General features: G+C 70.2%; 22 protein-coding genes and 2 pseudogenes. 14 read left to right on the forward strand and 10 right to left on the reverse strand.

Translation table 11 applies throughout. The features are described from left to right. Positions 1–47 precede the first annotated feature (47 nt). Entirely contained in the window at positions 48–1,262 is a 1,215-nt protein-coding gene (locus JNX00_RS10765; protein ID WP_204744933.1) for a multidrug effflux MFS transporter, read from the forward strand. On the opposite strand, the gene JNX00_RS10770 is transcribed toward JNX00_RS10765, so the two are convergent. Further along, the gene (locus JNX00_RS10770) at positions 1,252–3,462 is read right to left on the reverse strand and encodes a TonB-dependent receptor (protein WP_204744934.1); all 2,211 of its coding nucleotides are present in this window, start codon (positions 3,460–3,462) and stop codon (positions 1,252–1,254) included. The genes JNX00_RS10765 and JNX00_RS10770 overlap by 11 nt on opposite strands. Positions 3,463–3,731: 269 nt before the next feature. On the opposite strand from JNX00_RS10770, the gene JNX00_RS10775 reads away from it, so the two are divergent. The 6 genes from JNX00_RS10775 to JNX00_RS10800 all read left to right on the forward strand — a co-directional run bounded on the left by JNX00_RS10775 (position 3,732) and on the right by JNX00_RS10800 (position 11,280). Then, on the forward strand, positions 3,732–4,685 hold the full coding sequence (locus JNX00_RS10775; protein ID WP_204744935.1) for a bifunctional helix-turn-helix transcriptional regulator/GNAT family N-acetyltransferase: 954 nt from the start codon (positions 3,732–3,734) through the stop codon (positions 4,683–4,685). 832 nt (positions 4,686–5,517) lie between these two features. Continuing rightward, the gene (locus JNX00_RS10780) at positions 5,518–6,426 is read left to right on the forward strand and encodes an MBL fold metallo-hydrolase (protein ID WP_239478334.1); all 909 of its coding nucleotides are present in this window, start codon (positions 5,518–5,520) and stop codon (positions 6,424–6,426) included. Between the two features lie 95 nt (positions 6,427–6,521). After that, on the forward strand, positions 6,522–7,970 hold the full coding sequence (locus JNX00_RS10785) for a TolC family protein (protein ID WP_239478306.1): 1,449 nt from the start codon (positions 6,522–6,524) through the stop codon (positions 7,968–7,970). 1 nt (position 7,971) lies between these two features. Next, complete coding sequence (locus JNX00_RS10790) at positions 7,972–8,949, forward strand: efflux RND transporter periplasmic adaptor subunit (protein ID WP_070398663.1); 978 nt, start codon at positions 7,972–7,974, stop codon at positions 8,947–8,949. 16 nt (positions 8,950–8,965) lie between these two features. Then, positions 8,966–10,150 carry an ABC transporter permease gene (locus JNX00_RS10795; protein WP_204744938.1) on the forward strand — a complete coding sequence of 395 codons (1,185 nt, stop codon included), beginning with the start codon at positions 8,966–8,968 and terminating at the stop codon, positions 10,148–10,150. Beyond that, positions 10,147–11,280 (forward strand): ABC transporter permease, encoded by a 1,134-nt coding sequence (locus JNX00_RS10800; RefSeq protein WP_070398661.1) that lies wholly within the window; start codon positions 10,147–10,149, stop codon positions 11,278–11,280. The genes JNX00_RS10795 and JNX00_RS10800 overlap by 4 nt, the downstream gene beginning before the upstream one ends. 4 nt (positions 11,281–11,284) lie before the next feature. On the opposite strand, the gene JNX00_RS10805 is transcribed toward JNX00_RS10800, so the two are convergent. The 6 genes from JNX00_RS10805 to JNX00_RS10830 all read right to left on the reverse strand — a co-directional run bounded on the left by JNX00_RS10805 (position 11,285) and on the right by JNX00_RS10830 (position 18,221). Then, positions 11,285–11,806 carry a GNAT family N-acetyltransferase gene (locus tag JNX00_RS10805; protein WP_204744939.1) on the reverse strand — a complete coding sequence of 174 codons (522 nt, stop codon included), beginning with the start codon at positions 11,804–11,806 and terminating at the stop codon, positions 11,285–11,287. A 123-nt stretch (positions 11,807–11,929) separates the two neighbouring features. Next, positions 11,930–13,522 carry an amidohydrolase gene (locus JNX00_RS10810; RefSeq protein ID WP_204744940.1) on the reverse strand — a complete coding sequence of 531 codons (1,593 nt, stop codon included), beginning with the start codon at positions 13,520–13,522 and terminating at the stop codon, positions 11,930–11,932. Next, positions 13,515–14,240, reverse strand: a complete 726-nt coding sequence (locus JNX00_RS10815; protein ID WP_204744941.1) for an ABC transporter ATP-binding protein — start codon at positions 14,238–14,240, stop codon at positions 13,515–13,517. The genes JNX00_RS10810 and JNX00_RS10815 overlap by 8 nt, the downstream gene beginning before the upstream one ends. Beyond that, positions 14,234–15,994, reverse strand: coding sequence for a branched-chain amino acid ABC transporter ATP-binding protein/permease (locus JNX00_RS10820; protein ID WP_204744942.1), 1,761 nt, complete (start codon positions 15,992–15,994; stop codon positions 14,234–14,236). Before JNX00_RS10820 ends, JNX00_RS10815 begins: the two co-directional genes overlap by 7 nt. After that, positions 15,984–17,027, reverse strand: a complete 1,044-nt coding sequence (locus tag JNX00_RS10825) for a branched-chain amino acid ABC transporter permease (protein ID WP_083293104.1) — start codon at positions 17,025–17,027, stop codon at positions 15,984–15,986. Before JNX00_RS10825 ends, JNX00_RS10820 begins: the two co-directional genes overlap by 11 nt. A 3-nt stretch (positions 17,028–17,030) precedes the next feature. After that, a complete protein-coding gene (locus tag JNX00_RS10830) occupies positions 17,031–18,221 on the reverse strand; it encodes an ABC transporter substrate-binding protein (RefSeq protein ID WP_070398656.1) in 1,191 nt (396 codons plus the stop codon). Positions 18,222–18,399: 178 nt separating this feature from the next. On the opposite strand from JNX00_RS10830, the gene JNX00_RS10835 reads away from it, so the two are divergent. The 3 genes from JNX00_RS10835 to JNX00_RS10845 are packed head-to-tail and all read left to right on the forward strand — an operon-like array spanning position 18,400 to position 20,843. Continuing rightward, positions 18,400–18,888: a flavin reductase family protein gene (locus JNX00_RS10835; protein WP_204744943.1), complete on the forward strand. Its 489-nt coding sequence runs from the start codon at positions 18,400–18,402 to the stop codon at positions 18,886–18,888. Further along, on the forward strand, positions 18,885–20,090 hold the full coding sequence (locus JNX00_RS10840; RefSeq protein ID WP_204744944.1) for a hypothetical protein: 1,206 nt from the start codon (positions 18,885–18,887) through the stop codon (positions 20,088–20,090). Before JNX00_RS10835 ends, JNX00_RS10840 begins: the two co-directional genes overlap by 4 nt. Positions 20,091–20,114: 24 nt before the next feature. Further along, on the forward strand, positions 20,115–20,843 hold the full coding sequence (locus tag JNX00_RS10845) for a Crp/Fnr family transcriptional regulator (RefSeq protein WP_083293097.1): 729 nt from the start codon (positions 20,115–20,117) through the stop codon (positions 20,841–20,843). A 32-nt stretch (positions 20,844–20,875) separates the two neighbouring features. On the opposite strand, the gene JNX00_RS10850 is transcribed toward JNX00_RS10845, so the two are convergent. The 3 genes from JNX00_RS10850 to JNX00_RS10860 form a co-directional block, all read right to left on the reverse strand. Next, the gene (locus JNX00_RS10850; protein WP_204744945.1) at positions 20,876–21,280 is read right to left on the reverse strand and encodes a nuclear transport factor 2 family protein; all 405 of its coding nucleotides are present in this window, start codon (positions 21,278–21,280) and stop codon (positions 20,876–20,878) included. 94 nt (positions 21,281–21,374) lie between these two features. Further along, positions 21,375–21,767, reverse strand: a complete 393-nt coding sequence (locus JNX00_RS10855) for a nuclear transport factor 2 family protein (RefSeq protein WP_204744946.1) — start codon at positions 21,765–21,767, stop codon at positions 21,375–21,377. A gap of 92 nt (positions 21,768–21,859) precedes the next feature. Continuing rightward, the gene (locus JNX00_RS10860) at positions 21,860–22,408 is read right to left on the reverse strand and encodes a cytochrome b (RefSeq protein WP_204744947.1); all 549 of its coding nucleotides are present in this window, start codon (positions 22,406–22,408) and stop codon (positions 21,860–21,862) included. A gap of 548 nt (positions 22,409–22,956) precedes the next feature. On the opposite strand from JNX00_RS10860, the gene JNX00_RS10865 reads away from it, so the two are divergent. The 4 genes and pseudogenes from JNX00_RS10865 to JNX00_RS10880 form a co-directional block, all read left to right on the forward strand. Then, positions 22,957–23,226, forward strand: coding sequence for a hypothetical protein (locus JNX00_RS10865; protein ID WP_204744948.1), 270 nt, complete (start codon positions 22,957–22,959; stop codon positions 23,224–23,226). Between the two features lie 168 nt (positions 23,227–23,394). Next, a complete protein-coding gene (locus JNX00_RS10870) occupies positions 23,395–24,609 on the forward strand; it encodes a hypothetical protein (protein ID WP_204744949.1) in 1,215 nt (404 codons plus the stop codon). 16 nt (positions 24,610–24,625) lie between these two features. After that, positions 24,626–25,502 (forward strand): annotated as a pseudogene (locus JNX00_RS10875) (hypothetical protein). Continuing rightward, positions 25,495–25,989: pseudogene (locus tag JNX00_RS10880) on the forward strand (hypothetical protein); the annotation flags it as partial. The pseudogenes JNX00_RS10875 and JNX00_RS10880, both read left to right, overlap by 8 nt. Positions 25,990–26,041: the final 52 nt, after the last annotated feature.

Consider the following 26,041-nt stretch of genomic DNA (forward strand, 5'->3'; position numbering starts at 1 on the left):
GGCTCGGCGGGTCAGGGGGCATGGGCCTCGCGGCGAAAATCGCCGCGATGCAATCTTCCTCCTATTACCGAATGGCCCTGATCCTGGGCCTGCTGTCGGCCATCGGCCCCTTCGCCATCGACATGTACCTGCCCGCGCTGCCGGCCATCGGCAGCGCCCTGGGCGCCGAGGTGGGTGCCGTGCAGTTCAGCCTGACGGCTTTCTTCCTATCGCTGGGCGTGGGGCAGCTCTTGTACGGGCCGGTGTCCGACATGGTGGGGCGCAAGCCGCCGCTGTATTTCGGCCTGGGCCTGTTCGTGGTGGCCAGCGTGGGCTGCGCGCTGGCGTCCGACATCCAGACCCTGGTGGCCTTCCGCTTCCTGCAGGGCCTGGGCGCGGCGGCCGGCATGGCCATTCCGCGCGCCGTGGTGCGCGACCTGCACACCGGCACCGAGGCCGCGCGCCTGATGTCGCTGCTGATGCTGGTGTTCAGCGTGTCGCCCATCCTGGCGCCGCTGGCCGGCAGCGGGGTGATCGCGCTGGCCGGCTGGCGCGGCGTGTTCTGGGCGGTGGCGTTGGCGGCCGTGGCCGGGCTGGCGCTGGTGGGGGCCACGCTGCGCGAGACGCGCCCGCCCGAGCAGCGGGTGGAAAGCAGCGTCGGCGGCGCGCTGCGCGCCTACCGTCTGCTGTTGGGCGACTGGCACTACCTCGGGCTGGTGGGCATCGGCAGTTGCGCGCTGGCGGGCTTCTTCGTGTTCCTGGCGGGCTCGCCCTTCGTGCTCATCAACCACTACGGGCTCACGCCCACGCAGTACAGCCTGGCGTTTTCGTTCAATGCGGTGGCTTTCATCGGCGCCTCGCAGTTCACGGCCACGCTGGGGCGGCGCTTCGGCCTGGCGCCCATGGTGAAGGTGGCGGCCACGGCCTCGGGTTCCACCATCGCGTTGCTGCTGGCCTACTACCTGTTCGGCGGTGACGCTCTGTGGGTGCTGATCGCGCTGAACTTCATCGCCAGCGCGTTCATGGGCCTGGTGATTCCCACGGTGTCGGTGCTGGCGCTGGAAGAGCACGGCCCCATCGCGGGCACGGCCTCGGCGCTGATGGGCACGCTGCAGATGCTGGTGGGCGCTCTGGCCATGGCGGTGGTGGGCCTGTTCGCCAACGGCCAGCCGCTGCCCATGGTGGTGGGCATGGCGCTGGGTTCGTTCAGCAGCGTGGCCCTGACCTGGCTGACCCTGGCGCGATCGGCAGGGGGCTCGCGCCCCCATGCCCTCAGAACGTGATGTTCGCGGACAGCCAGAAGGTGCGGCCCGGCAGCGTGGTGCCGCTCACCGAGGCGCCGCCCTGGAAGTACCCGTTCACCCAGGTCGGCGTGCCGTTGAGGTTGACCAGGCGGTACTGACGGAAGTCCTTGTCGAACAGGTTGTAGATGTTGGCGTTGAGCGTCACGTTCTTCGACAGCTTGTAGGCGCCGCCCAGGTGGAAGAGGGCGTGGGCCTTGATGTCGCCCACGGCCTGGTAGATGGCCAGGTTGTTGCCGGTGAGGCGGGCCGGGTCGCCGCTGAAGCGCGGGCTCTTGCCGCGGTACTCGCCGCGCAGCCACAGGCTCCACTTGTCGCTCGGGTCCCAGCTCAGCTGGGCGTTGGCCACGTGCCGGGCGGTGTTGGCCAGCTGGCCGTTTTTCACGCCGTCCTCGACCACCTCGCTGCCGGTCCAGGTGTAGCCCAGCTTCAGGCCCCAGCCCTTGGCGATCTGGACGCGGCTGCTCAGCTCCAGGCCATAGGTGGTGGCCTCGTCCACGTTGATGGCGTAGGTGGCGTTGGGGTTGGCCGAGCAGCTCGACACCCAGTTGACCGTGCAGTCGCCGCCGCCGCTGATCTTGTCCTTGACTTTGTTGTGGAACAGGGTGACGGCGCTGCTCAGGCCGGCCTGGCTGTCGAACAGCGCCGAGATTTCCGTGCTGGTGCTGGTTTCGGGCTTGAGGTTCGGGTTGCCGATGTTGATGGTGGCGCCCTGGCCGCTGACGCCGCTCACGCCGTCGATGAGCTGGTTCAGGCGCGGCGCGCGGAAGCCCTTGCTGACGCCGCCCTTGAGGGTCCAGTGCCGGGTGGCGTCCCACACCAGGTAGGCGCGCGGGCTCACCTGGCCGCCGAAGGCGCTGTGGTTGTCGTAGCGGGCGCCGAGCGTGGCGGTCAGTGCCTGGCTGAGTTTCCATTCGTCCTCGGCGAACACGGCCCACATGGTCTGGTCGTGCTTCTCGGGCAGCAGGCCGTCGGTGAGCTGGGCGTCCCACCACTGGCCGCCCACGGTCAGCACGTGCGCGTCGCCCACCGGGGCCACGAGCTTGCTGTCGAGCACCAGGTTGGTGGTCTTGAGTTCGCGCGGCGTGCCGCGGCGCGGGTCGCCGGCGGGCACGGCGCCGCCGGGGATGGTGCGGCCGATGGTCTCGGTCTCGGTGTGCATCAGGCTGGACTCGAGCAGGCCCACGCCCAGGCGTGCGGTGTGGCCCACGGCCACCTGGTCGCGGTTGAAGCGCAGGGCGTCCTGGTAGCCGGGCGGGTTGTTGCCGAGCAGGTTGGTGGTGGCGTCGCGCGTGCCCAGGCGGCCGTCGCTGTTGTCGTACCAGGTGCGGCCCTGTTCCACGTCGAGCCAGAGGTCGTGCTGGCGGTTGGGCGTGAGCGTCAGGCGCGCGCCCACGTTGTGCTGGCGGCTTTCGGCGGGCGCGGGGTTGCGCGCCGAGGCGGGCTGGGCCGCGCCGGGGGCGAGCACGAAGTCCGAGGCCTCGCGGCGGTAGAGGTTGCCGCGCACGGCCAGGCCCAGCAGGTCCTGCACCAGGGGGCCGCTGGTGTACAGGTTGTAGCGCTGCTGCACGCCCCAGTCGCTGTCCTGCGGGATGCCGGTCTCCAGCGTGAGCTGGCCGCCCCATTGCTTGGCCACCTTGCGCGTGATGATGTTGATCACGCCGCCCATGGCGTCGGAGCCGTAGAGCGTGGACATGGGGCCGCGGATGATCTCGATGCGCTCGATGGCGGCCACCGGCGGGATCAGGCTGGTGTGCGCGGCGCCGAAGCCGTTGGGCGTGACGTCGCCCGCCACGTTCTGGCGGCGGCCGTCGATGAGGATCAGGGTGTACTCGCTGGGCATGCCGCGGATGCTGATGTCCAGGCCGCCGGTCTTGCCCGTGCCGCCGAGCACGTCGATGCCTTCAACGCCGGCCAGGGCTTCCGCCAGGTCGCGGTATTGGCGCGTTTCCAGCTCCTGGCGCGTGACGACCGAAATCGAGGCGGGTGCCTGCTTGAGTTCCTGCTCGAAGCCCGAGGCGGAGACCACGACCTCGCTGAGCGAGACCTCGGCGGTTTGGGCGTGGGCGTGGCCCAGGCCCAGCGACAGCAGGCCGCAGGCGAGGGCGGTGGCCTGCAGGGGGAACCGGCCAGCCGGCGGGGTGCGCCGCTGCGCGGGCGGCGGGGTCAGGTGTCGAGACATCAGCTTCCTCTGTGGGATGTGTTGGGTTGGCGGACTGGCTGGCTACTGCTGCAACCCGACCCACACGCGGCGCACAGGGCGCGGCTGACGGGAGAACGGTGAACTTGGCTGGCTGGCTGGTTACGGATTATTGCAAATAAAAATGATTCTTCTTAACTTATTCTTAAGTTTTGATCGGGAAACGGGTGATTTCCTGTCGCCAGTGCCTTCGGGCGATGAGCGTCGCAGGGCTTGGTTTTGTATTGCCATTGGCAAGTAAAAACTTGACAATGGCAAGTATGTCGACGCCCCAAGCCCTCAGCTCCGTCCCCCCAGCCGCCGTCAAGGCGGTGCGCCGCTTCAACCGCTTCTACACCCGCCGCGCGGGCGTGCTCTCGCCCTACCTGGGGGGCGATCTGTCGCTGACCGAGGTGCGCGTGCTCTACGAACTGGCGCACCAGCCGGGCCTGGTGGCCACCGAGCTGGCGCGAGAGCTGGGCATGGACGGTGGCTACCTCAGCCGCATCCTCAAGCGCTTCGAGCAGTCGGGCTGGCTCAGCCGCGCGCCCAGCCCGAAGGACGCGCGCCAGAGCCTGCTCACGCTCACCGACGCCGGGCACGAGGCCTTCGCGCCGATGCAGCAGAAGTCGCGCGAGGAGGCCGCGGCGCTGCTGGCCCCGCTGGCGCCGACCGAGCAGCAGGCGGTGGTGGACGCGATGGCGCGCATCGAGCGGCTGCTGAGCCCCACGGCCGCGGCGCGCACGCGCGCGGCCGTGCTGCGCGACCCGCGACCCGGCGACATGGGCTGGGTGGTGCAGCAGCACGGCGAGGTCTACGCGCGTGAGTACGGTTGGAACATGGCCTTCGAGGCCCTGGTGGCCGACATCGTGGCCAAGTACGTGCGCGAGTTTCAGCCCGACTGGGAGCGCTGCTGGATCGCCGAACTCGACGGCGAGCGCGTGGGCTCGGCCTTCGTGGTGCGCAAGTCGGCCAGCACGGCGCAGCTGCGCATGCTGCTGCTGACGCCGGCCGCGCGCGGCCTGGGCCTGGGCGCGCGCCTGACCGACGAATGCCTGGCCTTCGCGCGGCACAAGGGTTACCGCAAGATGGTGCTGTGGACCAACAGCTGCCTCACGGCGGCGCGCGAGATCTACGCCAAGCGCGGGTTCAAGCGGGTGAAGTCGGCGCCGTACGAGGGCTTCGGGCAGTCGCTGGTGGGCGAGACCTGGGAGCTGAAGCTCTGAGGGGTCCGGGGGTGAAAGGCACAGGGCGCGTCCCTGGCCAGGTCTTGCGTTCGTTGAACAGCCGGGGGGATGGACTGTGGGGGTGTCAGGTCCAGGCGCAGGGCCGTGGCGGCTTCGATGCGGCGCCCCTCGCTGCGCGAGGGGTCCCTTGCGATGCTCGGGCCAGCGGCGCGCGGCGGAACTCGCTGCGTGGGCTTCGCCCACTCCGCTCAGACAGCCGCCGCGAGTCAGTTGACGAAGCGCGCTGCGCGCGCCACCGCCGGCCCTGCGCTTCTCAGCACCGCATAGGCGCCGCCACGGCCCTGCGCCCGGCCCTGACGTGCAGCACCTGAGCCGGCCAACCAACGAAAGAACCTCGTTTCTCGCGCCAGTCCTGTCTGCAGGCCGAGGGTTCGGGCAATGGCGGGGTGGGCGCCTATGCGCAGGCGAGGAGCGCAGGGTGGGCGGCCCGCGCGCGCAGCGCGCTTCGTCAACTGACTCGCGGCGGCTGTTTGAGCGCAGTGGGCGCAGCCCACGCAGCGAGTTCCGCCGCGGGGCCGCTCACCCGAGCACCGCAGCGGACCCCTCGCGCAGCGAGGGGCTGCGCATTGAAGCCCACCCCGCCATTGCCCGAACCCTCGGCCCGCCCGCCCATCGCGCCAGAAGCCCCTGAAGCCCTGAAACGTCCGCTCGGCATTTGGGGTCGTCGCTGCTACATTCGAATTTACTTATGAATGAGGCGGCCGCCCCCCACCCCCGTTCCCGTGTGCAAGCCCCCAGCAACCCCATCGGCTGGCCCCGGCTGAAGCGCCGGGCGCGCGCCGCCCTGGGGGCACTGGCGGGCGCCTGGGCCCTGTCCGGCGCGCTGGCGCAAACGCCCGCGCCCGAGCCCCTGCCGGTCCAGCAGGTGGCGCCCGGCACCTGGCTGGCCCAGGGCGAGGCGGCCCTGGGCTCGCCAGCCAACCGCAACTTCATCTCCAACGCCGCCTTCGTCGTCACGCCCGATGGCGTGGTGGTGATCGACGCGCTGGGCTCGCCCGCGCTGGCCGACGGCCTGCTGGCCGCCATCGCGCGCATCACCCCGCTGCCGGTGCGCTACGTCATCGTCACGCACTACCACGCCGACCACATCTACGGCCTGCAGCGCTTCAAGGCGGCGGGCGCCCGCATCGTGGCCGGCACGCAGGGGCGCGAGTACCTGGCCTCGGACACCGCCCGGCTGCGCCTGCAGGCCAGCCGCGAAGAGCTGGCGCCCTGGATCGACGAGGCCACGCAGCTGGTGCCCGCCGACCGCTGGCTCGACGGGCCAACCGTCATCGAACTGGGCGGCGAGCGCTTGCGCGTGCAGCCGGTGGGCCCCGCGCACACGCCGGAAGACCTGGTCGTGCTGCACGAACGCACGGGCGTGCTGTTCACCGGCGACCTGGTCTTCCAGGGGCGCATCCCCTTCGTGGGACAGGCCGACAGCAGCAGCTGGATCCGTTCGCTGGACCAACTGCTGGCCCTGGAGCCCCGGCTGCTGGTGCCGGGCCACGGCGCCATCTCCTCGCAGCCGGCGGCCGACCTGCGCCTCACGCGCGACTACCTGGTGCACCTGCGCCAGGCCATGGGCGAGGCGGCGGCCAACCTGGAGCCCTTCGAGGACGCCTACGCGCGCACCGACTGGTCGCGCTTCGAATCGCTGCCGCTGTTCCAGGCGGCCAACCGCATCAACGCCTACAACACCTACCTGCTGATGGAGCGCGAGGGCATGGGGCGCTGAGGCCCGGCGCGCGCGCCGCCGCCTAGAATCGGTCGCCTCATTTCCTGGCCGCGCTCGAGCGGCGGCCGCAGACACCGGGGTTGCTCGATATGCGTTTGATCCTGACCGCATGGGGCCGCAGGGGCTGGCGCGCCGGCTCGCGCGGCCTGTGGCTGGCCGCGCTCGCGGCCGCGGCCTCGGCGCAAGCGCCCGCGCCGTCGCCAGGTCCGGCGGCCACGCCCATCGCTTTCACCGCCGCCTGGGACCAGCTGCTGCGGCGCTCCGACAAGCTGGCGGCGGCCCGCGCCGCCACCGACAGCGAGGACCTGCGCGCCAGCGGCCTCGCGGGGCTGGGCGGGCCGGTGGTCAGTCTGTCGGGCGCCGCCTACGCCTACAACGCCAACCTGGACGTCAACCTCGACCCGGTGAACCAGCGCATCGCGCAGCTGGAGCAGCGCCTGCCGATCCCGCTGCAGAACCTGCCGATTCCGGTACCGGTGCCGCAATTCCCCTCGCGCTACACCTACAACCGGCACGACAGCGGCACCACCGCCGCCATCGGCGCGGTCTGGCCGATCTACGCCGGCGGCATGGCCGACGCGGTGCGCGGCATGCAGGAGGCGCGCGCCAGCGAGTCGCGCGCCGACGCCGACAAGACCACCCACGAGCTCGCCACGCTGCTGGTGCAGCGCTACTTCGGCGCCCAGCTCGCCGCCCGCGCCGCCAGCCTGCGCGAGGCGGCGCTGCAGACCATCGCCCTGCACGACGCCTCGGCGCAGAAGATGCTCGACGCGGGCGTCATCGCGCGGGTGGACCGGCTGCAGGCGCGCAGCGCGCTCGAAGAGGCGCGGCGCAACGCCATGAAGGCGCGCGACGACGCCGAACTGGCCGCCACCGCGCTCACGCGCACCATCAAGAGCGACACCCCGGTGGTGCCCAGCAACCCGCTGTTCGTGCTGTCGGCCCCCATCGAGCCGCTGCCGCATTTCCTGTCGGCCGCGCTGCAGCGCCACCCCGGCCTGGCCAAGGTGGCGGCCAAGAAGAGCGAGGCCGAGCGCCTGCACGCCGCTGGCGAGGCCTCGCGCAAGCCCCAGGTCTTCTCCTTCGGCCAGCGCGAGCTCAAGAGCGGCAACGCCGACTGGGTGGCCGGCATCGGCGTGCGCTACACGCTGTGGGATTCGGTGGACCGCCACAAGCTGTCGGCGGCCACGCTGCAGCAGATCGAACAGGCCGAGCGCACCGACGCCCAGGCCCGGGCCGACATCTCGCTGCTGGTCGAGCGCAACTGGCTGGCGGTGGAGCAGGCGCGGCGCCAGTTCATGGCCATGGCCCCGGGCGCCGAGCTGGCCGACGAGGTGCTGCGCCTGCGCGAGGCCGGTCTGCGCGAAGGCACCAGCACCATGCTCGACCTGATCGACGCGCGCACCAACGTCACCAAGGTGGCGACCGAGCGCGCCCAGGCGGCCAACGACTACGTCAATGCCCTGGCCGCGCTGCTGGAAGCCTGCGGCCTGTCCGAGGAATTCGCGGGCTACATGGCGCGCGCCGACATCCGTCTGGAATGACATGAGCCCCCAACAGAAACGCCTGTCCGCTGCCGCCGCCGGCGCGGCGCTGATCGCCTTGCTGGCCTACGGTTTCTGGCGCGCCTCGACGCCGCCGCCGGACTACTTCCAGGGCCAGATGGAGGCCCGCGAGACCGACATCGCGCCCAAGATCGCCGGGCGCATCGCCGAGGTGCTGGTGATCGAGGGCGACCGTGTCGCGGTGGGCACGCCGCTGATGCGCATGGACAGCCCCGAGGTGGAGGCCAAGCTGGCCCAGGCCACCGCCGCGCAGCAGGCCGCCCAGGCGGTGTCGGAGAAGGCCGAGCGCGGTGCGCGCAAGGAAGAGGTGGAAATGGCGCGCCTGAACTGGCAGCGCGCCCAGGCCGCCGCCGACCTGGCCCAGAGCTCTTTCCGCCGCGTGGAGAACCTGGCGCGCGAAGGCCTGGTGGCGGCGCAGAAGCGCGACGAGGCCGAGGCCAACTACAAGGCCTCGCGCGATCAGGCCATGGCCGCGCGCGCGCAGTACGACATGGCGCGCGCCGGTGCGCGGCCCGAGGACAAGGCGGCCGCCGCCGCGCAGGCGCGCCAGGTGGCGGGCCTGGTGGCCGAGGTGGAGGCGGCCCGCGCGGAGACTGCCTTGCAGAGCCCGGTGGCCGGCGAGGTGGCCAAGGTGCTGGCGCGTCCCGGCGAGCTCTCGCCCCAGGGTGTGGCCGTGGTCACCGTGGTCGACCTGAACGACCAGTGGGTGGTGCTCAACGTGCGCGAGGACCGGCTCTCGCGTTTTCCCATCGGCGCCGAATTCGAGGCCACGCTGCCGGCCTTGCCCGGCCTGAGCGCGCGCTTCAAGGTCTTCTACAGCGCGGCGCTGCCCGACTTCGCCACCTGGCGCGCCACGCGCGCGGGCCAGGGTTTCGACGCGCGCACCTTCGAAGTCCGGGCCCGCCCGCTGCAGCCCATCGAGGGCGCGCGGCCCGGCATGAGCGTGCTGGTGCGCTAGGCAAGCCGCCCAGGCCATGCGCTTCGCCCGGGCCTTCACGCAGGCGTGGTCGCGCGAATGGGCGCGCCTGCGCGCCAGCCCCTGGGACCTGGCCATGCTCAGCTGGGTGCCGCTGGCGGGCGTGGCGCTGCTGTGGTGGCTGTTCTCGGCCGGGCTGCCCACCCAGCTGCCGATCGGCGTGGTCGACCAGGACCACAGCGCCATGTCGCGCCAGCTGGTGCGCTTCCTCGACGCCACGCCGGGCCTGCGCGTGGCGCGGCAGCTGCCCGATCCGCACGCCGCGGGCGGCGCGCTCACCCGGGGCGAGCTGCACGCCGTGGTGCTTATCCCCAACGGCTTCTCGCGCGAGGTCAAGCTGGGCCGCGCGGCCCAGCTCACGCTGCTGCACAACGCGCAGTTCGGCACGCACTCGGGCCTGATCCAGCGCGACGTGCGCACGGTGGTGGGCACCTTGTCGGCCGGCGTGGAGATGGCGGCGCGCCAGAAGCGCGGCGAGCCGGCGCGCGGCGTGCGCGTGGCCATGGAGCCGATCAAGGCCGACATGGTCACGCTGTTCAACCCCTCGCTGAACTACGAGCAGTTCCTCGCCGCCGCGCTCATTCCCGCGCTGCTGCACATCCTGGCCATGACCGCCGGCGCCTGGGCCGTGGGACGGGAGCTGCGCGACGGCACGGTCTGGTCCTGGCTCGGCGTGGCGCCGTCGCCCGCGGCCACGGCCGGCGCCTTGCTGGGCAAGCTGGCGCCGGCCTGGCTGCTGCTGCTGGGCGTGGCCAGCGCGGGCCTGCTCTGGTTGACCGGGGGGCGCGGCTGGCACCCGGCCGGGCACCTGTCCTGGGTCTGGCTGGCGCTGGCGGCCCTGCTGGCGCTGTCCATCGGCCTGGGCGCGCTGGTGGCGTCGGCCACCGCCTCGCTGCGCACGGCCCTGTCGGCCACCGGGCTGATCACGGCGCCGGCCTTCGCCTTCAGCGGCGTGGGCTTTCCGCTGCAGTCCATGCCGGCCGGCGCGCGCGCCTGGGCCGAGGCGCTGCCCTACACCCACTACATCCGCCTGCAGATGGAGCAGCTGCAGATGGGCGCGCCCGTGTCGCTCAGCGCGCCCACGCTGGCGGTGTTCGGGCTCGCCACGGCGGCCTTGCTGGCCGGCTGCGTCTGGCCGCTGATGGGCGCCAGCCGCTACCCGCACCGATGGGGGGGCCGATGAGCGCGTCGGGTGCCTGGCGCGAGCTGGCGGGCCACTGGCTCGCCACCCTGCGCGCGCTCTCGCGCGACGCGGGCATCCTGTTGATCCTGGTGGGCGCGCCGGTGCTCTACGGCTTCTTCTATCCCTGGCCCTACGCGCACCAGGCCGTCACGCGCGTGCCGGTGGCGGTGGTCGACCTGGACCGCAGCGGCCTGTCGCGCCAGATCACCCGCTTCGCGTCGGCCAACCCGCGCATCGACGTGCGCTGGGTTGGCGGCAACGAGGAGGACGCGCGCCAGGCCCTGTGGCGCGGCGAGATCGAGGGCTACGCCGTGCTGCCGCGCGAGCTCAAGCGCAGCGTGGTGCGCGGCACGCCGGCCGTGGTCGGGGTGCACGCCAACGGCGCCTACGCGCTGCTCAACAAGGCCGTGCTCTACGGCTTCGCCGAGGCCGTGGGCACGGTGTCGGCCGGGGTGGAGATCCGCAAGCTGGAGGCGCGCGGCCAGCCCGCGCTGCAGGCCCAGGCCAGCCGCAGCCCGGTCAACCTGCAGATGGTGCCGCTGTTCAACCCCACCGAAGGCTATGGCGACTACGTGGTGCCCGCCGTGGCGCTGCTGATCCTGCAGCAGACCCTGCTGATGGGCGCGGCCATGCTGGCCGGCACCCTGGCCGAGGCGGGCCGCCTGCGCGCGGGCGCGGCGGCCTGGGCGGGCCGGGCGCTGGCGCTGTGCGGCGTGGGCTGGCTCAGCGGGCTGTTCTACTTCGGCTGGGTCTTCTTCATCGAGGATTTCCCGCGCGGCGCCAACCCCGGCGGCGCGCTGGTGCTGCTGCTGGCCTACATCCCCACCGTGTGCCTGAGCGGCCTGGCGCTGGGGCGTTGGTTCGGCGACCGCGAGCGCGCGCTGCAGGTGCTGCTGTTCACGGCGCTGCCCATGGCCTTCCTCTCCGGCTTTTCGTGGCCGGTGGAGGCCATGCCCACGGCGCTGCAGTGGCTGCGCTGGCTGATCCCCAGCACGGCGGGCATCCAGGCTTCGCTGCGGCTGAACCAGATGGGCGCCTCGCTGGGCGATGTGATGCCACTGATCCTGTGGCTGGTGGCGCTGGGTCTGTTGGCCGCGCTGGCGCTGGGCGTGCGCCGGGGACGGCACTGAGGCCTCAGAGCGGCGCGACCATGTACGCCGCCTCCTCGCCGTAGCTGAGCAGGTGGCGCTGCTGTTGCGGGTCCGTCACGGCCCGTCGCGTGAAGCCGTGGCGCGCCCAGTAGGCTTGCGAGCCCTGCACCGAGACCAGCGCCGCCTGGCGCACGCCGCGCGCGCGGGCGCGCTGGAAGAGGGCCCCGAGCAGCGCGCCCGCCGCGCCACGCCCGCTCCACTCGGGCGCCACCGACACGTCGTGCAGGTAGAGCACGGGCTGGTGCGCGCGCGGCGGCAGGAAGCCGCCGTCGAAGGGCGTGACCTTGCCGGGGTCCGACCAGTAGGCCGCCGCATAGGCGCGCAGCGCGCGCGTGCGCTCGCAGGCGATGCCCAGCGACTGCTGGTGATCGCTGGCCAGCCGCCGCGCGTAGACCTCGGCGCTTTCGAGGAAGTCCTCGCCAAAGCAGCGGGCCTGCAGGTCCAGCAGGTCGTTCAGGTCGTCGGGGAGAAGGGAGCGGATGGTCCAGGCAGGCGCGGCGGGCATGAAGCAAGGCGTGGCGCGAAGGCCGGTGGGCGCAGGGGCCCCAAAAAAAACGAAAGGGCCCGAAGGCCCGGCGCGCATTTTATCGGGCGCGGCTTGGCCCCCGGCTGGGGGCCGGCGGGCGCTTCAAGCGGTCCACACGGTGCGGCCTCCCAGCAGATGGCGCAGGACCCGCGTGCGCCGCACGGCGGCGGTGTCGGCCTGAAAGGGGTCCGTGTCCACCAGGATGAGGTCCGCGTCGGCGCCCACGTTCAGGTGGCCGATGCGGTCCCACAGGCCCATCGCCCGCGCGGCGTTTTCCGTGTGGCTGCGCAGCGCTTCGGCCGCATCCAGGCGCTCGCTGGCGCCCAGCACCGCGCCCGAGGGCGTGCGCCGCTCGCGCGCGTCGGCCATGGAGGCGAAGGGCGAGAAGTCGCCGGCGGGGGCGTCCGAACTGCCCACCAGCCGCACGCCGCGCTCGATCAGGCTGCGGGCGGGGTAGAGGCGCTGGGCGCGCTCGGGCCCGAGCGCGGCCGCGAAGCCATCGCCCATGCGGCCGATGAAGCTGGGCTGGGTCGCCACCGCGGCGCCGGTGGCCGCGAGCCGGTCCAGCGCGCCGTCGGACAGCAGGCCGAGGTGTTCGACGCGGTGCGGCCGGCCATCGGCCAGCGGCGCGGCCGCGCGCAGCGCGTCCAGCGCCTCGTCCACGCCGTGGTCGCCGATGGCGTGGATCGCCACCTGCCAGCCCGCCGCCGCGGCGGCCGACACGCCGTGGCGCAAGGCCGCCGGGCTGCCCATGAGCAGGCCCTTGCGCTGCGCGCAGGCGCAGTAGGGCTGGTGCAGCGCCGCGGTCTGGCTGCCCAGGGTGCCGTCGCTGAAGCACTTGAGCGTGGCGGCGCGCCAGCGCGGGTCGAGCGAGGGCCGCAGGCCGCGCAGCGCGGCCTCGGTGGCGCCGATGGCGAACATGAAGCCCATGCGCAAGGGAAAGCCGCCCTGGTCGCGCACGCGGCACCACAGGTCCCACTCGGCCTCGAAGCCCGCCGTGAAGCCGACGGCCGCCTCCACCACGGTGCCCACGCCGAGCGACAGCGCGTGCCGCGCCACGGCGTGCAGGGCGCTGGCCAGTTCGTCGGCGGCGGGGCGCGGCAGCAGCGGGTACAGGGGCACCGCGGCGGCCTCGCGCAGGATGCCGTTGGGCACGCCGCCCTCGCGCTCGAGCAGGCCACCGGGCGGGTCGGGGCTGTCCTCGCGGTAGCCGGCGCGGCGCAGGGCCTCGGTGTTGGCCACGGCCGCGTGCCCGCACACCCGCCGCAGCACCACCGGCCGGTCCGCCACGGCGCGGTCGATCTCGGCGCGCGTGGGCAGGCGCCGCTCGGCGAGCCGGGCCTCCGACAGGCCGTGGCCCACCAGCCAGTCGCCGTCCCCGCGCGCGCGCTCGCGCAGCGCGTCCAGCAGCTCGGGGATGGAGGCGGGGGCCTGCGGCCCCGACAGCTGCCAGACCAGCCGGTCCATCGCCATCCACCACAGGTGGGCGTGCGCGTCGATGAAGCTGGGCAGCGCGGTGGCGCCGCCCGCGTCGATGACCTCGTCCGCCGGGGGCAGGGCCTCGCCGGCCTGGCCCAGCCAGCGCACGCGGCCGCCTTCCATCAGCAGCGCCGTGGCGCGCGCGCCCGACGCGTCCGGGTAGAGGCGGGCGTTGCGCAGCAGCACGCGCCCGGTGGGGATGCACGCCTCAGGCATGGGTGGCCCCGCTGCCGAGGTAGCTGTCGATCACGCGCGGATCGCGCGCCAGCTCGCTGGAGGGGCCGTCGAGCACCACGTCGCCCATTTCGAGCACATAGGCCCGGCCGCTGAAGCGCAGCGCCAGGCGTGCGTTCTGCTCGACCAGCAGCACGGCCAGGCCCTGGCTCGCGCGCAGGGCATCGAGGGCCTGCAGGATCTGCAGCGTGATGCGCGGTGCCAGGCCGGTGGACGGCTCGTCGAGCAGCAGCAGCCGGGGGCGCGACATCAGCGCACGGCCGATCGCCAGCATCTGCTGCTCGCCGCCCGACAGCGTCTGCGCCATTTGCGACTGGCGCTCCCGCAGCACGGGAAACAGGCCGAACACGAAGTCCACGTCGGCCTTGAGCGCGCTGCGGGCCTGGTGCCGGCGCAGGTAGGCGCCCAGGCGCAGGTTGTCGATCACCGACAGGCCGCCGAACAGCTCGCGCCGCTCGGGCACCAGGGCCATGCCGGCGCGCAGGCGCTGCGCCGTGCCAGGCCCCAGGGCGCGGCCGTTCCAGGTCAGCGCGCCCGAGGCCTGCGCATTGAGGCCCATGAGCGCGTTGAGCAGGGTGGTCTTGCCCGCGCCATTGGGGCCGATGACGGCCACCGCCTCGCCGGCGTCCACGCGCAGCGACAGGTTCTGGATCACCTCGGAGCGGCCATAACCCGCCTTCAGTCCCTCGACGTTCAACATGCCTCGTCTCCCATGCCCAGGTAGGCCTCGATCACGCGCGGGTCGCGCCGCACCGCCGCCGGCGCGGCGTCGGCGATCAGGCGCCCGCGGTCCAGCACCACCACGCGGGTGGCCAGGGCCATCACGATGTCCATGTCGTGCTCCACCAGCACGATGGTGCAGCCCTGCGCGTGCAAGGCGCGGATGAGCACCACCAGGCGCTCGCGGTCGGCGCGGCGCAGGCCGGCGGCCGGCTCGTCCAGCAGCAGCACCTCGGGGTCGGCCATGAGCGCACGCGCCACCTCCACCAGGCGGCGTTCGCCGAGCGATAGGGTCTCCACCAGGCGCTGCGCGTGCGCCTCCAGGCCCACGCGCGCCAGGCAATCGCGGGCCGAGGCGGCCACGCGGGCCTCGTCTGTCGCGTCGCGCCCGAACACGGCCGCCAGCACGCCGCTGCGGGTGCGCCGGAACGCGCCGAGCATGACGTTGTCGAGCACCGTGCGGTCTTCGAGCAGGCGCGTGTGCTGGAAGCTGCGCGCCAGGCCGCCGGCCGCGCGCGCCTGGGCCAGGGGCTCGCCGCGCAGGCGCACGCGCCCGGCGTGCCGCGCATTGACGCCGCTGATGACGTCGAAGCAGGTGGACTTGCCCGCGCCGTTGGGACCGATGAGGCCCAGCACCTCGCCGCGGTGCAGCCGGAAGCTCACGTCGCTGAGCGCCTTCACGCCGCCGAAGGCCACGCCCACCGCCTCGACCTCGAGCAAGGGCTCGCCGGCCTCGCCGGGCGCGGCGCCGGCCCGCGAGGGCAGGGCCACGCCGCCCGGCCGCGTCGCGCGCGTCGCGAGCGCGCGGTCCACCCGGGTCCACAGGCCTTCGGGGAAGAACAGCATCACGGCGATGATCAGCACGCCGTAGAACAGCGGCTCCAGGCTGCTGGCCGTGGACGACACGGCGGGCAGCACCGCCTGCAGCACCCAGTTCAGCCCCTCGACGATGCCGGTGCCCGCGAGCGCGCCCATGGCACTGAGCTCGCCGCCCACCACGGCGATCATCAGGCCCTTGATGGAGCCCGACAGGTCGAACGGCGAGGGGCTGATGAAGCCCAGGTAGTGCGCGTACAGGCCGCCGGCCCAGCCCGCCACCATGGCCGACACCACGAAGGTCCACAGGCGCACGCCGCTGACCGAGATGCCGAAGCTCTCGGCCATGACCTCCTGCTGGCGCACCGCGCCGAGCGCGCGGCCGGTGCGCGAGCGCTGCACGCGCAGGATGGCGAAGACCACCAGCAGCGCGCAGCCCCAGCTCAGCAGGGCCATGGGGCGGGGCGCACTCAGCGACTGGCCGAACAGCGTGAAGGGCGCGATGCCCGCCAGGCCCGAGGCGCCGCCGGTCCAGTCGGCCGCCGCGCGGAAGCACACGGCCAGCGCGATGCCCCAGGCCAGCGTGGTCAGGGCCAGGAAGTGGCCGCGCAGGCTGCTGGTGGCACTGCCGATGAGCCAGGCCGCCGCGCCCGACACGCCCAGGCCCGCGATCAGGCCCGTGGCCGGGTGCAGGCCGGTGCGCGCCACCAGCAGGGCGCTGGCGTAGGCGCCCAGGCCCATGAAGGCGGCGTGCCCGAGCGAGACCTGGCCGCTGAGCGCCAGGATCACCAGCGACAGGCCGAGCAGGGCGTAGATGCCCATGGTGGCGAGCACGGAGGCGTGGAACTCCGCGCCCGCGACCGACACCAGCGCGACCAGTGCCGCGACGACAAGAAGTCCGCGCGCCTCAATGCCCATGAACGACTCCCCGGCGCTTGTGGCGTGCGGTCTGCAGCAGCAGGATGGGAATGATGAGCAGGAACACCAGGGCATCGCGGTAGGCGCTGCTCAGGTAGGAGAACACCGACTCGAAGCCGCCGATCAGCACGCCGCCGACGATGGCGCCGGGGTAGCTCACCAGGCCGCCGAGCGTGGCGCCCACGAAGCCCTTGAGCCCGATGAGGAAGCCCATCTCGTAGTGCACCCCGACCACGGGGGCGATCAGCACCCCGGCCACGGCGGCCAGGCCCGCGCCCAGGCCGAAGGCGCGGCGGCCGGCGCTCGCGACCTCGATGCCGCACAGGTCGGCGCCCGTGCGGTTGACCGCGCAGGCGCGCAGCGCCGTGCCCGCCAGGGTGTGGTTGAAGCCCAGGTAGAGCGCCACCACCAGCAGCACCGTGAGGCCCAGCACCAGCAGCGACTGGTGGCTGATCACCACCGCGCCGATGGCGAGGCTGCCATCGAGCAGGGGCGCCACCGAGTGGGCCTGCGGACCCCAGAGCTGCAAGGCCAGGCCTTGCAGGATGAGGTGCATGCCCAGGGTCACGATGATGTAGACCAGCACGCTCGCGCGCGCAATGGGCTCGATCGCCAGGCGGTGGAACATGGGGCCGAGCGCCGACACCATGAGCACGGCGGCGGCGGCGTTGAGCGCCGCGGGCGCCCGCAGCGCCGCCAGGGCCAGCGGCAGCGCGAACGCGAGGGCCGCGGTGGCCAGCGCGCCCAGGCAGGGCCGTGCGATGGCCCAGGCCCCCTGGCGGCGGGCCGCCAGGGCGCTGAGCGCGCCCCACAGCAGCGCGCCCGCGCCGAGCAGGTAGCTGGTGCCCGGCAGCAGGCCTTGCTCCAGGCTCACCAGGGTCATGGCCGCGAGCATGGCGAAATCGCCGTGGGCGATGTTGATGACGCGCGTCACCAGGTAAATGAGCACGATGCCCAGGCCGAGCAGCGCGTACACGGCGCCGCTCGTGAGCCCGTCGATGCCGAGGAACAGCAGGGTGTCCAGCGATGCCACCGCTCAGTCCCCCAGCAGCTTGAAGCGCCCGTTGTCGACGCGCAGCATGACCAGGCCGACATCGTCGAGGCCCAGGTGGTCGTCCTTGGACAGGTTGAAGATGCCGTTGGCGCCGGCGTGGCCGCGGATGCGCTCCATCTGGTCGCGCGCGGCGGTGCGCAGCGCGGGCAGCGGCGCGCCCGCGGGCACCGCCTTGGTGGCGGCCGACAAGGCGCTCAGCGCGAGGTGGGCCGCGTCCCAGCCCTGGCCCGCGAACAGGTCGGCCGTTTCGCCGGGGAATTTGCGCGCGTAGGCTTCGACGAAGCGTTGCAGCGGCTGCTTGAGCGGGTGGCTCGCCGGCAGCTGCTCATGCACCTGCAGGGCGCCGCTGACCACGTAGGCGCCGTCCAGCGAGCCCTTGGCCATGGCCAGGAAGCCGGCGTTGGCCGCGCCCGCGCTGTGGAACACGGGCCGGTCCACCCCCACACGCAGCAAGGCCTGGTGCGCCAGCACGCTGGACGGCGGGATGGCGTGCAGGTAGACCGCGTCGGCGCCGGCCTGGCGGATGCGCAGCGCCTGCGGCGTGAAGTTGGTGTCGGCGCGGGAGAAGCGCTCGCTGGCCACGATCTGCAGGCCGTACTCGGGGGCGAGCTTGCGCAACTCGTTCCAGCCGGCTTCGCCATAGGCGTCCTCGAGCCCGAAGTAGGCGATGCGCTTGGCGCCGCTTTTCTTCAGGCGCTCGAGCGTGAAGGCGATCTGCATGCGGTCGGTCATCGGCGTCTTGAAGGTCCAGTGGCGCTCGGCCACGGGCTCCACCACGGTGGCGGCCGAGGCCATGGAGATGTTGAGCACACCGGCCGCCTTGACGGTGTCCAGCACGGCCATCGAGGCGGGTGTGGTGGTGCAGCAGATGACCACCGCGGCGCCGTCCTCGCTGGCCAGCTTGCGCACCGCGTTGACGGCGCGCGTGGGATCGGAGCCATCGTCCAGGTAGACGAAGCGCGGCTGGAACGGCAGGTCGCCGCGCGAGCGCGCCATCTCCTCGACCAGCTCGATCGCCTTCTTCTCGGGCAGGCCCAGCGCGGCGGCCGGCCCGCTGGCCGATGCCACCACGCCGATCACCAGCGTCGGTTTGCCAGGGGCCTGTGCCCAGGTCGTGGCGTGGGTTGCCGCCAGCAGCAGGGTCGCCGCCAGCAGCCGTTTGATGGGCTTCATGTGAGTGCTCCTCGTTGTGGATGCCGCGACGGTACGCAGCGCGCGCGCTCCTCGCGGTATCGGCCGATACAAGCGCGCTAGGGGAATGCCCTGGCGTGCAGGTATCGACCGATACAGACGCTGCGCGCCGGGCTCGCGAGACTGCGGCCCACCATCAATCACAACGGAGGTCCCCAGGATGGACAGCACTCTCGACAGCCGCCGGTATCGCGCCGCGATGGCTTGTCTTCCCACCGGCGTCACCGTGGTGGCCTGCGGCACGGCCGAGGCGCCCGCGGCCATGACGGCCAACTCGGTCACCTCGGTGAGCCTGGAGCCGCCGCTGCTGCTCGTCTGCGTGCGCAACGAAAGCCGCTGGCTTTCGCCGCTGCGGCGCCACGGCCGCTTCTCGGTCAACGTGCTCAAGGCCGGCCACCAGGCCGTGTCCCAGTACTACGCCGGCCGCCGCGACGCCGGCTGCGAGGCCCCCTGGGCCCTGGAGCAGGGCGTGCCCGTGCTCGACAACGCCGGCGCCGCCCTGGTCTGCGAGGTCGTGGCGCAGCACGCCGCGGGCGACCACACCATCGTCGTCGGACAGGTGAACGCCCTGCGCCACGGCGATCTCGACGCGCGCGCGCTGGTCTACCTGCGGGGCCAGTACCACGAACTCGGAGGGGCCGCCGCATGAGCCGCACCGCAACAGCTTCACCCGCCCCGGCGATCGAGGAACTGGTGGCGCGGGCGCGTGGCCTGGCGCCGCTGCTGCGCGACTGCGCGCCGCGGCACGAGGCCGAGCGCCGCGTGTCCGACGAGGCGATGGCCGCGATGCGCGGCATCGGCCTGTTCCGCATCGTGCAGCCCGCGGCCTGCGGCGGCTGGGACATGCACCCGCGCGCGCTGTTCGAATGCGCGCGCGAAGTGGCCCGCGCCGACACGGCGGCCGGCTGGATCCTCTGCCTGGCGGGCGTGCACCCCTGGCTGCTCGGCATGTTCGAGCCGCGCTTTCAGGACGAGGTGTTCGCCGGCGGCCGCGACGCGGTGGTGCCCGTGCTCAGCGGCGGGGTGGGGCGCGACGTGCAGGTGCGCCTCGAAGGGGATGCGCTGCGCCTGTCGGGCCGCTGGTTGTACGCCTCGGGCGTGGACGTGGCCGACTGGCTGTGCGTGATGGTGGCGGTGCCGCGGGACGGCGGCCCGCCCGAGCAGCGGCTCGCGGCGGTGCCGCGCAGCGCCTTCACGGTCGACGACACCAGCTGGCAGGTGGCCAGCATGCGCGGCACCGGCAGCAAGGACGTGAGCCTGAGCGACTGCCTCGTGCCGCTGTACCGCACCCTCTCCTGGGCCGACGCGCAGCGCGGCGTGTACCCGGGCCAGGTCCGCAACCACGGCCCCATGTACCGCATGCCGCTCAACGCGGTGTTCGCGTTGTGCACCGCGGCGGGCGTGGTGGGCGGCGCCTTCGGCCTGCTCGACGCCGTCATCGCGCTGGGCCGCAAGCGCATCGCCAACGCCACCTCGACCGCGCAGTCGGAGGACCGCCACAACCAGATCGAACTGGGCCAGGGCGCGGCGCAGATCCACATGGCGCACCGCCTGATCGTCTCCGACATCGACGAGATGCACGCCCAGGCCGAGCGCGGCGAGCCCTTTGGCCAGGAACAGCGCGCCCGCTACCGGGCCGACGCCGCGCTGGCCTCGCGCATGGCGGTGGCGGCGGCTGGCCGGCTGGTGGCCACCTGCGGCGGGGCCATCCTGCCGCAGGGGCCGGTGGAGCGCTTCTTCCGCGACATCCACGGCATGGCCTCCCACTTCCTGCTGCAGGCCGAGGTGGGTGGCGAGCTCTACGGCAAGACGCTCTATGGCCTGGAACTGCCGCCGACCACGCGCCTGTGAGCGCGGCATTGAAGGATCGCGGCCATGAAGCTAGATTCCCCCGCCATGAGCGAACGCCGACAAGAAACCTGGGGCCTGTCCCCCGAGGACGTGGAGCTGTGGCTGCGGCACGACTACCTGGCCGACCGCCTGCGCATCCGCAAGGGCAACCTGCTGTATGGACAGGGGGAGGTGTCGCCGCACTTCTTCCTGATCCTCTCGGGCGAGGTGCGCATCTCCTGCTTCGAGGAAGACGGGCAGGAGATCACCATCGAGGTCATGGGCCCCAACGGCCTGTGCGGGGACGCCCCGGCGTTCGACGGGCTGCCGCGCTTCTCCACCGCGGTGGCCCTGCGCGACGCCGAGGTGCTGCGCTTTGACGCGCGGCGCCTGCGCGAGGCCTTCGCTTCCCACCCCGAGCTGGCCCTGTCCCTGCTGCGCATCGTGAGCATCAAGCAGCGCGTGCTGGCCATCCGGCTCGAATACGCCTTCTCGCTGCCCCCCGAGGCGCGCGTGCTGCACCTGCTGCGTCGCGTGGCCGGCATCTTCGGCACCACCACCGCGCAGGGGCGGGAGATGACCGTGCACCTCACGCACGAGCAGGTGGGGCGAATGACCGGCACCTCGCGCGTGACCGTCACGCGCGTGATCAACCGCCTGCGCCAGCGCGGCCAACTGGCGATGAACGGGTCGCGCTTCGTGGTGCTCAACGAAGGCGACCCGCCGGGCGAAGGCTGGCCCGAGACGCGGGCCGAGGCCTCCAACACACGCTGAGGGCGCGCGCCCGGCGCGCCCTCAGCGCGGACTCAGGCCTGGGCCTCGGGTCCGTTGTCGTTGTCCATGTCGAGCATGGCGCGCCATTGCCCGTCGACCTTCTTCCACACCACCACGTACTTGCCGACGAAGCTCACCGGCCCCTCGTCCTTGACCATGCTGATGCGGTAGCGGCCGATGTCGTAGGCCATGTCACCGGCGTCCGACACGTGCAGCGTGGGCGTGTACTCGGCCACGAAGTCCTTGCGCTGCAGGTAGCCGCCCCAGACCTCCTGCAGCTTGGCCCGGCCCGTGGCCAGCGGCCGGCCGGGCGGCATGTAGGTGGCGTCGTCGGCGTAGATGGACAGGATGGCCTGCAGGTCGCGTTCGCGGATGGCCTTCATCCACTCCTGGTAACGCTGGGTGATCGCCGCGACGGCGTCGGGGTGCTTGCTCATGAAATCTCCATGTGATCCGTGCAACCGCTTGTGCACGGGGCCATGGTGCGCACGGCGGCCCGCCGTGTCTGTATAGGCCGATACCGAGCGCGGCTCAGAGGCCGAGCCGGCGCATGCGATCGGCCATGTCGGACCAGACCTCCTTGGAGGCGATGAGGCCGTTGTCGATGTCGAAGCGGTCGATGTAGCGCACGCCATCGAAGGCCTGGCCATTGGCGAACACGCCGCTGACCGTGCCTTGGGCGAAGACCACGGTGCGGCCCTGGTGGTTCTGCGCCAGCTCCATCGCGCCATAGGTGTAGGCCACGCGCTGGTAGCGTGGACCGCTCAGGGCGAGGAAATCGGCCACGCGCTGGAAGCGGGTGGGGCCGGGAAAGACCAACTGGGCGTCGGGCGTGAGGCAGCGCTGGGCCGCGTCGGCGTCACCGTCGTTGACGGCGCGGATGAAGCGCTCGATCAGTTCGCGGGCGTGTTCTAGGGGTGTCATGGCGAAGGCCCAAGTGAAGGAAACCCCATTCTTGGGCCGCGGCGCGGGTCGCGGCTGTATCGGGTGATACCGGCGCGGCGGGGGGCGTGGCGCTACTGCCTTTGCGGCCACATTCGAATCAGCGTGTTGTCCCGCGTGATGAAGTGGTGGAACAGCGCCGCAAAGGCATGCGCGCCCACCAGGAAATAGCCCAGCGTGCCGAGCGCTTCGTGGACCTCTTTCAACTGCTTGCCAAGGTCCTTGTTTTCCGCCAAGAGCGCTGGCAGCTGGATGCCGAAGAACGGGATCGGTTTTCCCGAGGCGCTGAGCGTCAGCCAGCCGAGCAGGGGCATGGCCACCAGAAAGACGTACAGCGTGACGTGCATGGCGCTCGCCAGCCATTGCTGCCAGCGGGGCATCGGTGGCACGACGGCCGGGGTCTTGCCCAGGATGCGGTTGAACAGGCGCGGGGCCATGAGGGCCAACACCGCCAGGCCGAGCATGAAATGCCCGTCCTTCAAGGCTTCGCGCGGTGCGCTTCCCTTGGCGAAGAGGTCGGTCAGGTTGATGCAGGCATAGACGCCGATCAAGACGAGCACCGTCAACCAGTGGAGGGTCATGGAAACGGTGCCGTAGCGGCTCGACGTGTTTTTCCAGTTCATTTCGAGAGTCCTTGGTCCGCGGGAGCACGCAGTGTTCAATCCCAGGATTTACGCTGCCTTAAGTCCAAGCCTGTGCCGCCTTGAAGGCGGGCGCCCTGAGCGAGGCCTCGAGTGCAGAAACAAAAAAGCCCCGCAACACGAGGGTTGACGGGGCTTTCAGGGCTCTGGGTGAATCGACCTGGGTCGTTCTGAGCGAGGGCGTCGTTCACATCTATGGCTGTAGGCCGCATAGTTACTTAGTTTTTGTGATTTGGTTTTGTCTCATACCACCAAAAATACCACCAGGCCGGCTCGGCGCTGTTTATGCCGTCTAGGTAAGCTGAGCTTCCGTGCTTAAAGGGGCTCTGTGAAGGGGGCAAGGCCGTTTTCACGCCTCAGGTTCATGGAGGTCACCGCGCCAGGTGTGCTGATGCGAGACGGGCGTTATGCAAACATGGGGCTGTGGCCGCCTGAGGTGGCAGTATTGTGCCAACTCCATGTGTCATGGCCTATTGCAGCAGGCCTCCGTGCATGACCAGGCCCCACTGGCTATCGCAGAAGCATCACCAATGACCCTTTCTCCTCACCGCGCACTCTCACCGACTGCTGACGAGCTGAGCAAGCTCGAACGCCTAGTTCACCGATTCGGGTGTGACTTGTCGCAGTTCACCGTTCAGATCTATCAGTGCCAAGCGACGTTGGGGCCAACGGTGGAGGTGGTTCACGTCAGCGGCCATGGCATCCATGCGTCCTATGGCCGCAATCATCCTAAGTACTGGATCCAGCAGCTTGAGGACGATCTTCCGATGCTCGACGTGAAGTTGGACCCGGAAGGGTGAGTCCGAAATCCTATATTTGTTGCGACACAATCTCCCCAAAGAGTCGGGGTGAATCGCGTTCGGATTGGGAGCCAGGGAGGGGAGCTCCCCTTATCACAAGTCATGGCCAGTGGATCCAGAAATCCTTGATAGCTAGAACTTGAATCGAGTAGCAACGCTGTCGATGCCATGAAAAATTTCTTCTCTGCCATTCAAGGCAAATTCGATGCCAAGTATCACGGTCGATATCTGGGGAACATCATTGAACAGATTGCGGCAATGCGGCGTGACGTTGTTTATCCCTTGATCAAAGTGGCTCCGCTCGAACATGGCCGCTGGCCGTTGTCGTCGGTGCAGAACGTGGATGCCGAGTCCCTGTATCTATCCGAGGATCATCGGATCAACGATCGGCGTGCAGACCTCCAGATCACCTTGGAGTCCAACGTTCGAACAGCGCGCATCCTGATCGAGATCAAGATGCGCGACCAGTTTCTGAAAGGTCAGTTGGAGGACTACGTTCAATGGGTTCGAGGACGCAGTGCCGACGACGCAGATGATCGAGCGGTAGTTGTTCTCACCGCCTTTCCTCTCTCGGAGGCGGAGGACGCCTACCTTCGTGCCAACAGAGCCTTCGTCAAACACATGTACTTGTCTGAGTTCATGGAGGCACTTAACCCGAGGGAAGCTGGCTCGGAACTGATCTCACTGTTTGCTGACTATCTTCGAGAAGAGGGCTACGCGATGTATCAACTGTTGAGTGCCAAGGACGACACCGCGGACCTGAGCGCACTACGCTCATTTTTTGTCTTGAACTTTTTGCCTCACCAATCCGGACACAGTAGGGTCGCTTCCTCGCAAAAGGTTGCGCGAGGCCCGATCGTGTTTAGCAACCTGATTCAGAACTGGCAACTTGTGTCCGACCGACTTTTCTCTTTGAACCTTAAGTTGGGCCGTCGACCAACGGTGCGTTACTTTCCACAGCAAGCCCAGAGGGAGGGCGGGCAGCCCAAAACCATTGAAGGGGCCGGACTGTTTTCGATCCGTCGCCAAGCCAGACTTTCGAAAGAATGGGGACGTTACTGGCTCACTGCAGACTGCATCTGTCGCGGTGAAGAATCCGCAGATAGCATTCGGATCGAATGGGGTCAGATCATCGAAATACACCATGGCGACAGCCGGAAACCTGATGAGCCAATGATTGATTGCGCAATCTATGCCATGGTGCGAAAAGGTGCAAGGCAACTGGGTGGCAGCATTCGATCAATTGAGAAGGGAATAGAAAACCCTCTTCTGTACAGCGTCGAGCCGTTCATGAAGGCGCTTATGGAGCAGATTCACAAGGCGACAGCTGAGGCCTGTGCGAATGACTCAGCGGCTGCATCGTGCTTTCCTTGGCGCTCCTGAGGGGAGAATTTTCTTGATGAAAACAGAAGACCGAAACATAGGGGAGCACCCTGCGGAAGAATCTGAGGCCAACTCCTTCGAGGGGTACTTCCGAGATCCCGGATTTGCGGCGGAGTCGTCGCTCGGCTGGGCGCTGGGGCAGCGCCTGGATGCGATCGATGCATTGCGCGGAATCCTGTCTGGAGGGCAGGCTACGGCCCGTCTGCGAATGTGGGTCTTCTTGGAAGTGGCGGCTCAACCGCAGGCTCGATTGCAGCGCGAAGACCTGAACCAGCTGTTTCACGGTCTGAAGTCAGTTCACGCGTGCCTTGCAGCAGGCCGACCGCCAGCGCGTGACACTGGGCTCCACCGGCATTACTAGTTCGGATGTTCGGCAGTGGTTGCAGGCACATCCGGCCTTGCACGGGTTGTTGGGCGATGCGTTGTCAACCGGCGTTCGCCCCGTGTTCGTAAGCGGGCACGAATTGCTCGATGTTGCTGAAGGTGAATTCGATAGGGACCGCCCAGATCCGGAGCGCTCGCAGGGGTTGCCGCCGCCGTCCTTGGCCGGGGTGGGTCAGATGGAGGTACTGCGTATGCCTGTGGAACTGGAAGACTTGATCACCCAAATTGGGACGTGGACGGGCGCAACCGAAGATAGCCCGCCAGAGCGGCGCCTAGTGGCAGACGCAGTGCTCGGCGGCCGTTTCGCACAAGCCGCGTACCGCATGCAACTACTGCCTTTGTTGGGTGATGCGCAAGCGCGCACCCTGCGTGGTCAAACTGGTGAACTGGCTCGCTTGCCGTGGCACGTTGAGCTGCAACCGGTGGTGCAACTCGTAGATGACGAGATGGTGGCTGCCATCAGCGTTGGTCAGTTCCAACCCGATACCGAAAGTGATTCTCATGACTGAAGCACCTGACGAAGCGGCCTTGCTGGTGGCAGAACTGCTGGCGCGTCGTTGGCTTCCTCGTCAGCACCCGCGCGTGCGTAGAGCATTGATTGATGCGGACCTCTGGCAGTCGGTACAAGACCGCTTGACCCAGATTGGACTGCGCTTGGTCGACAACATTCACGCCGACCACGTCTGCGTTGCATTGCTGCGCGGGGCGGAGTCCGTTGTGTTCGGTGAAATGAGCCTCGATGCCAACAATAACGTTGAATTGCCTCGCGACGCAGTTTCCTTGCTGGTGGTACTTTGGTCCCTGATCATCCTACCCAAGCGGGAGCGCCAGGCCGCGCGAGCTGCTTCTGCCGAGGGAGATTTGCAAGATGAGATGTTTCGCACCGAGCGGCCCATGCCCACTGCTGCGACTGTGAGCCCATTGGTGTCCTACAAGGCACTGTTGGCCGATTTCGGAATGCAGTTGGGTCGCAAGACACGCATGGATGGCAACCTCATGGGCGCGCGATAGGGACTATGAGCACGGTACTCATCAGGCCCGTTCCCGG

The sequence above is a fragment of the Hydrogenophaga sp. YM1 genome (genome assembly GCF_016903055.1).
In the GTDB taxonomy this organism is placed as follows: Bacteria; Pseudomonadota; Gammaproteobacteria; order Burkholderiales; family Burkholderiaceae_C; genus Hydrogenophaga; species Hydrogenophaga borbori.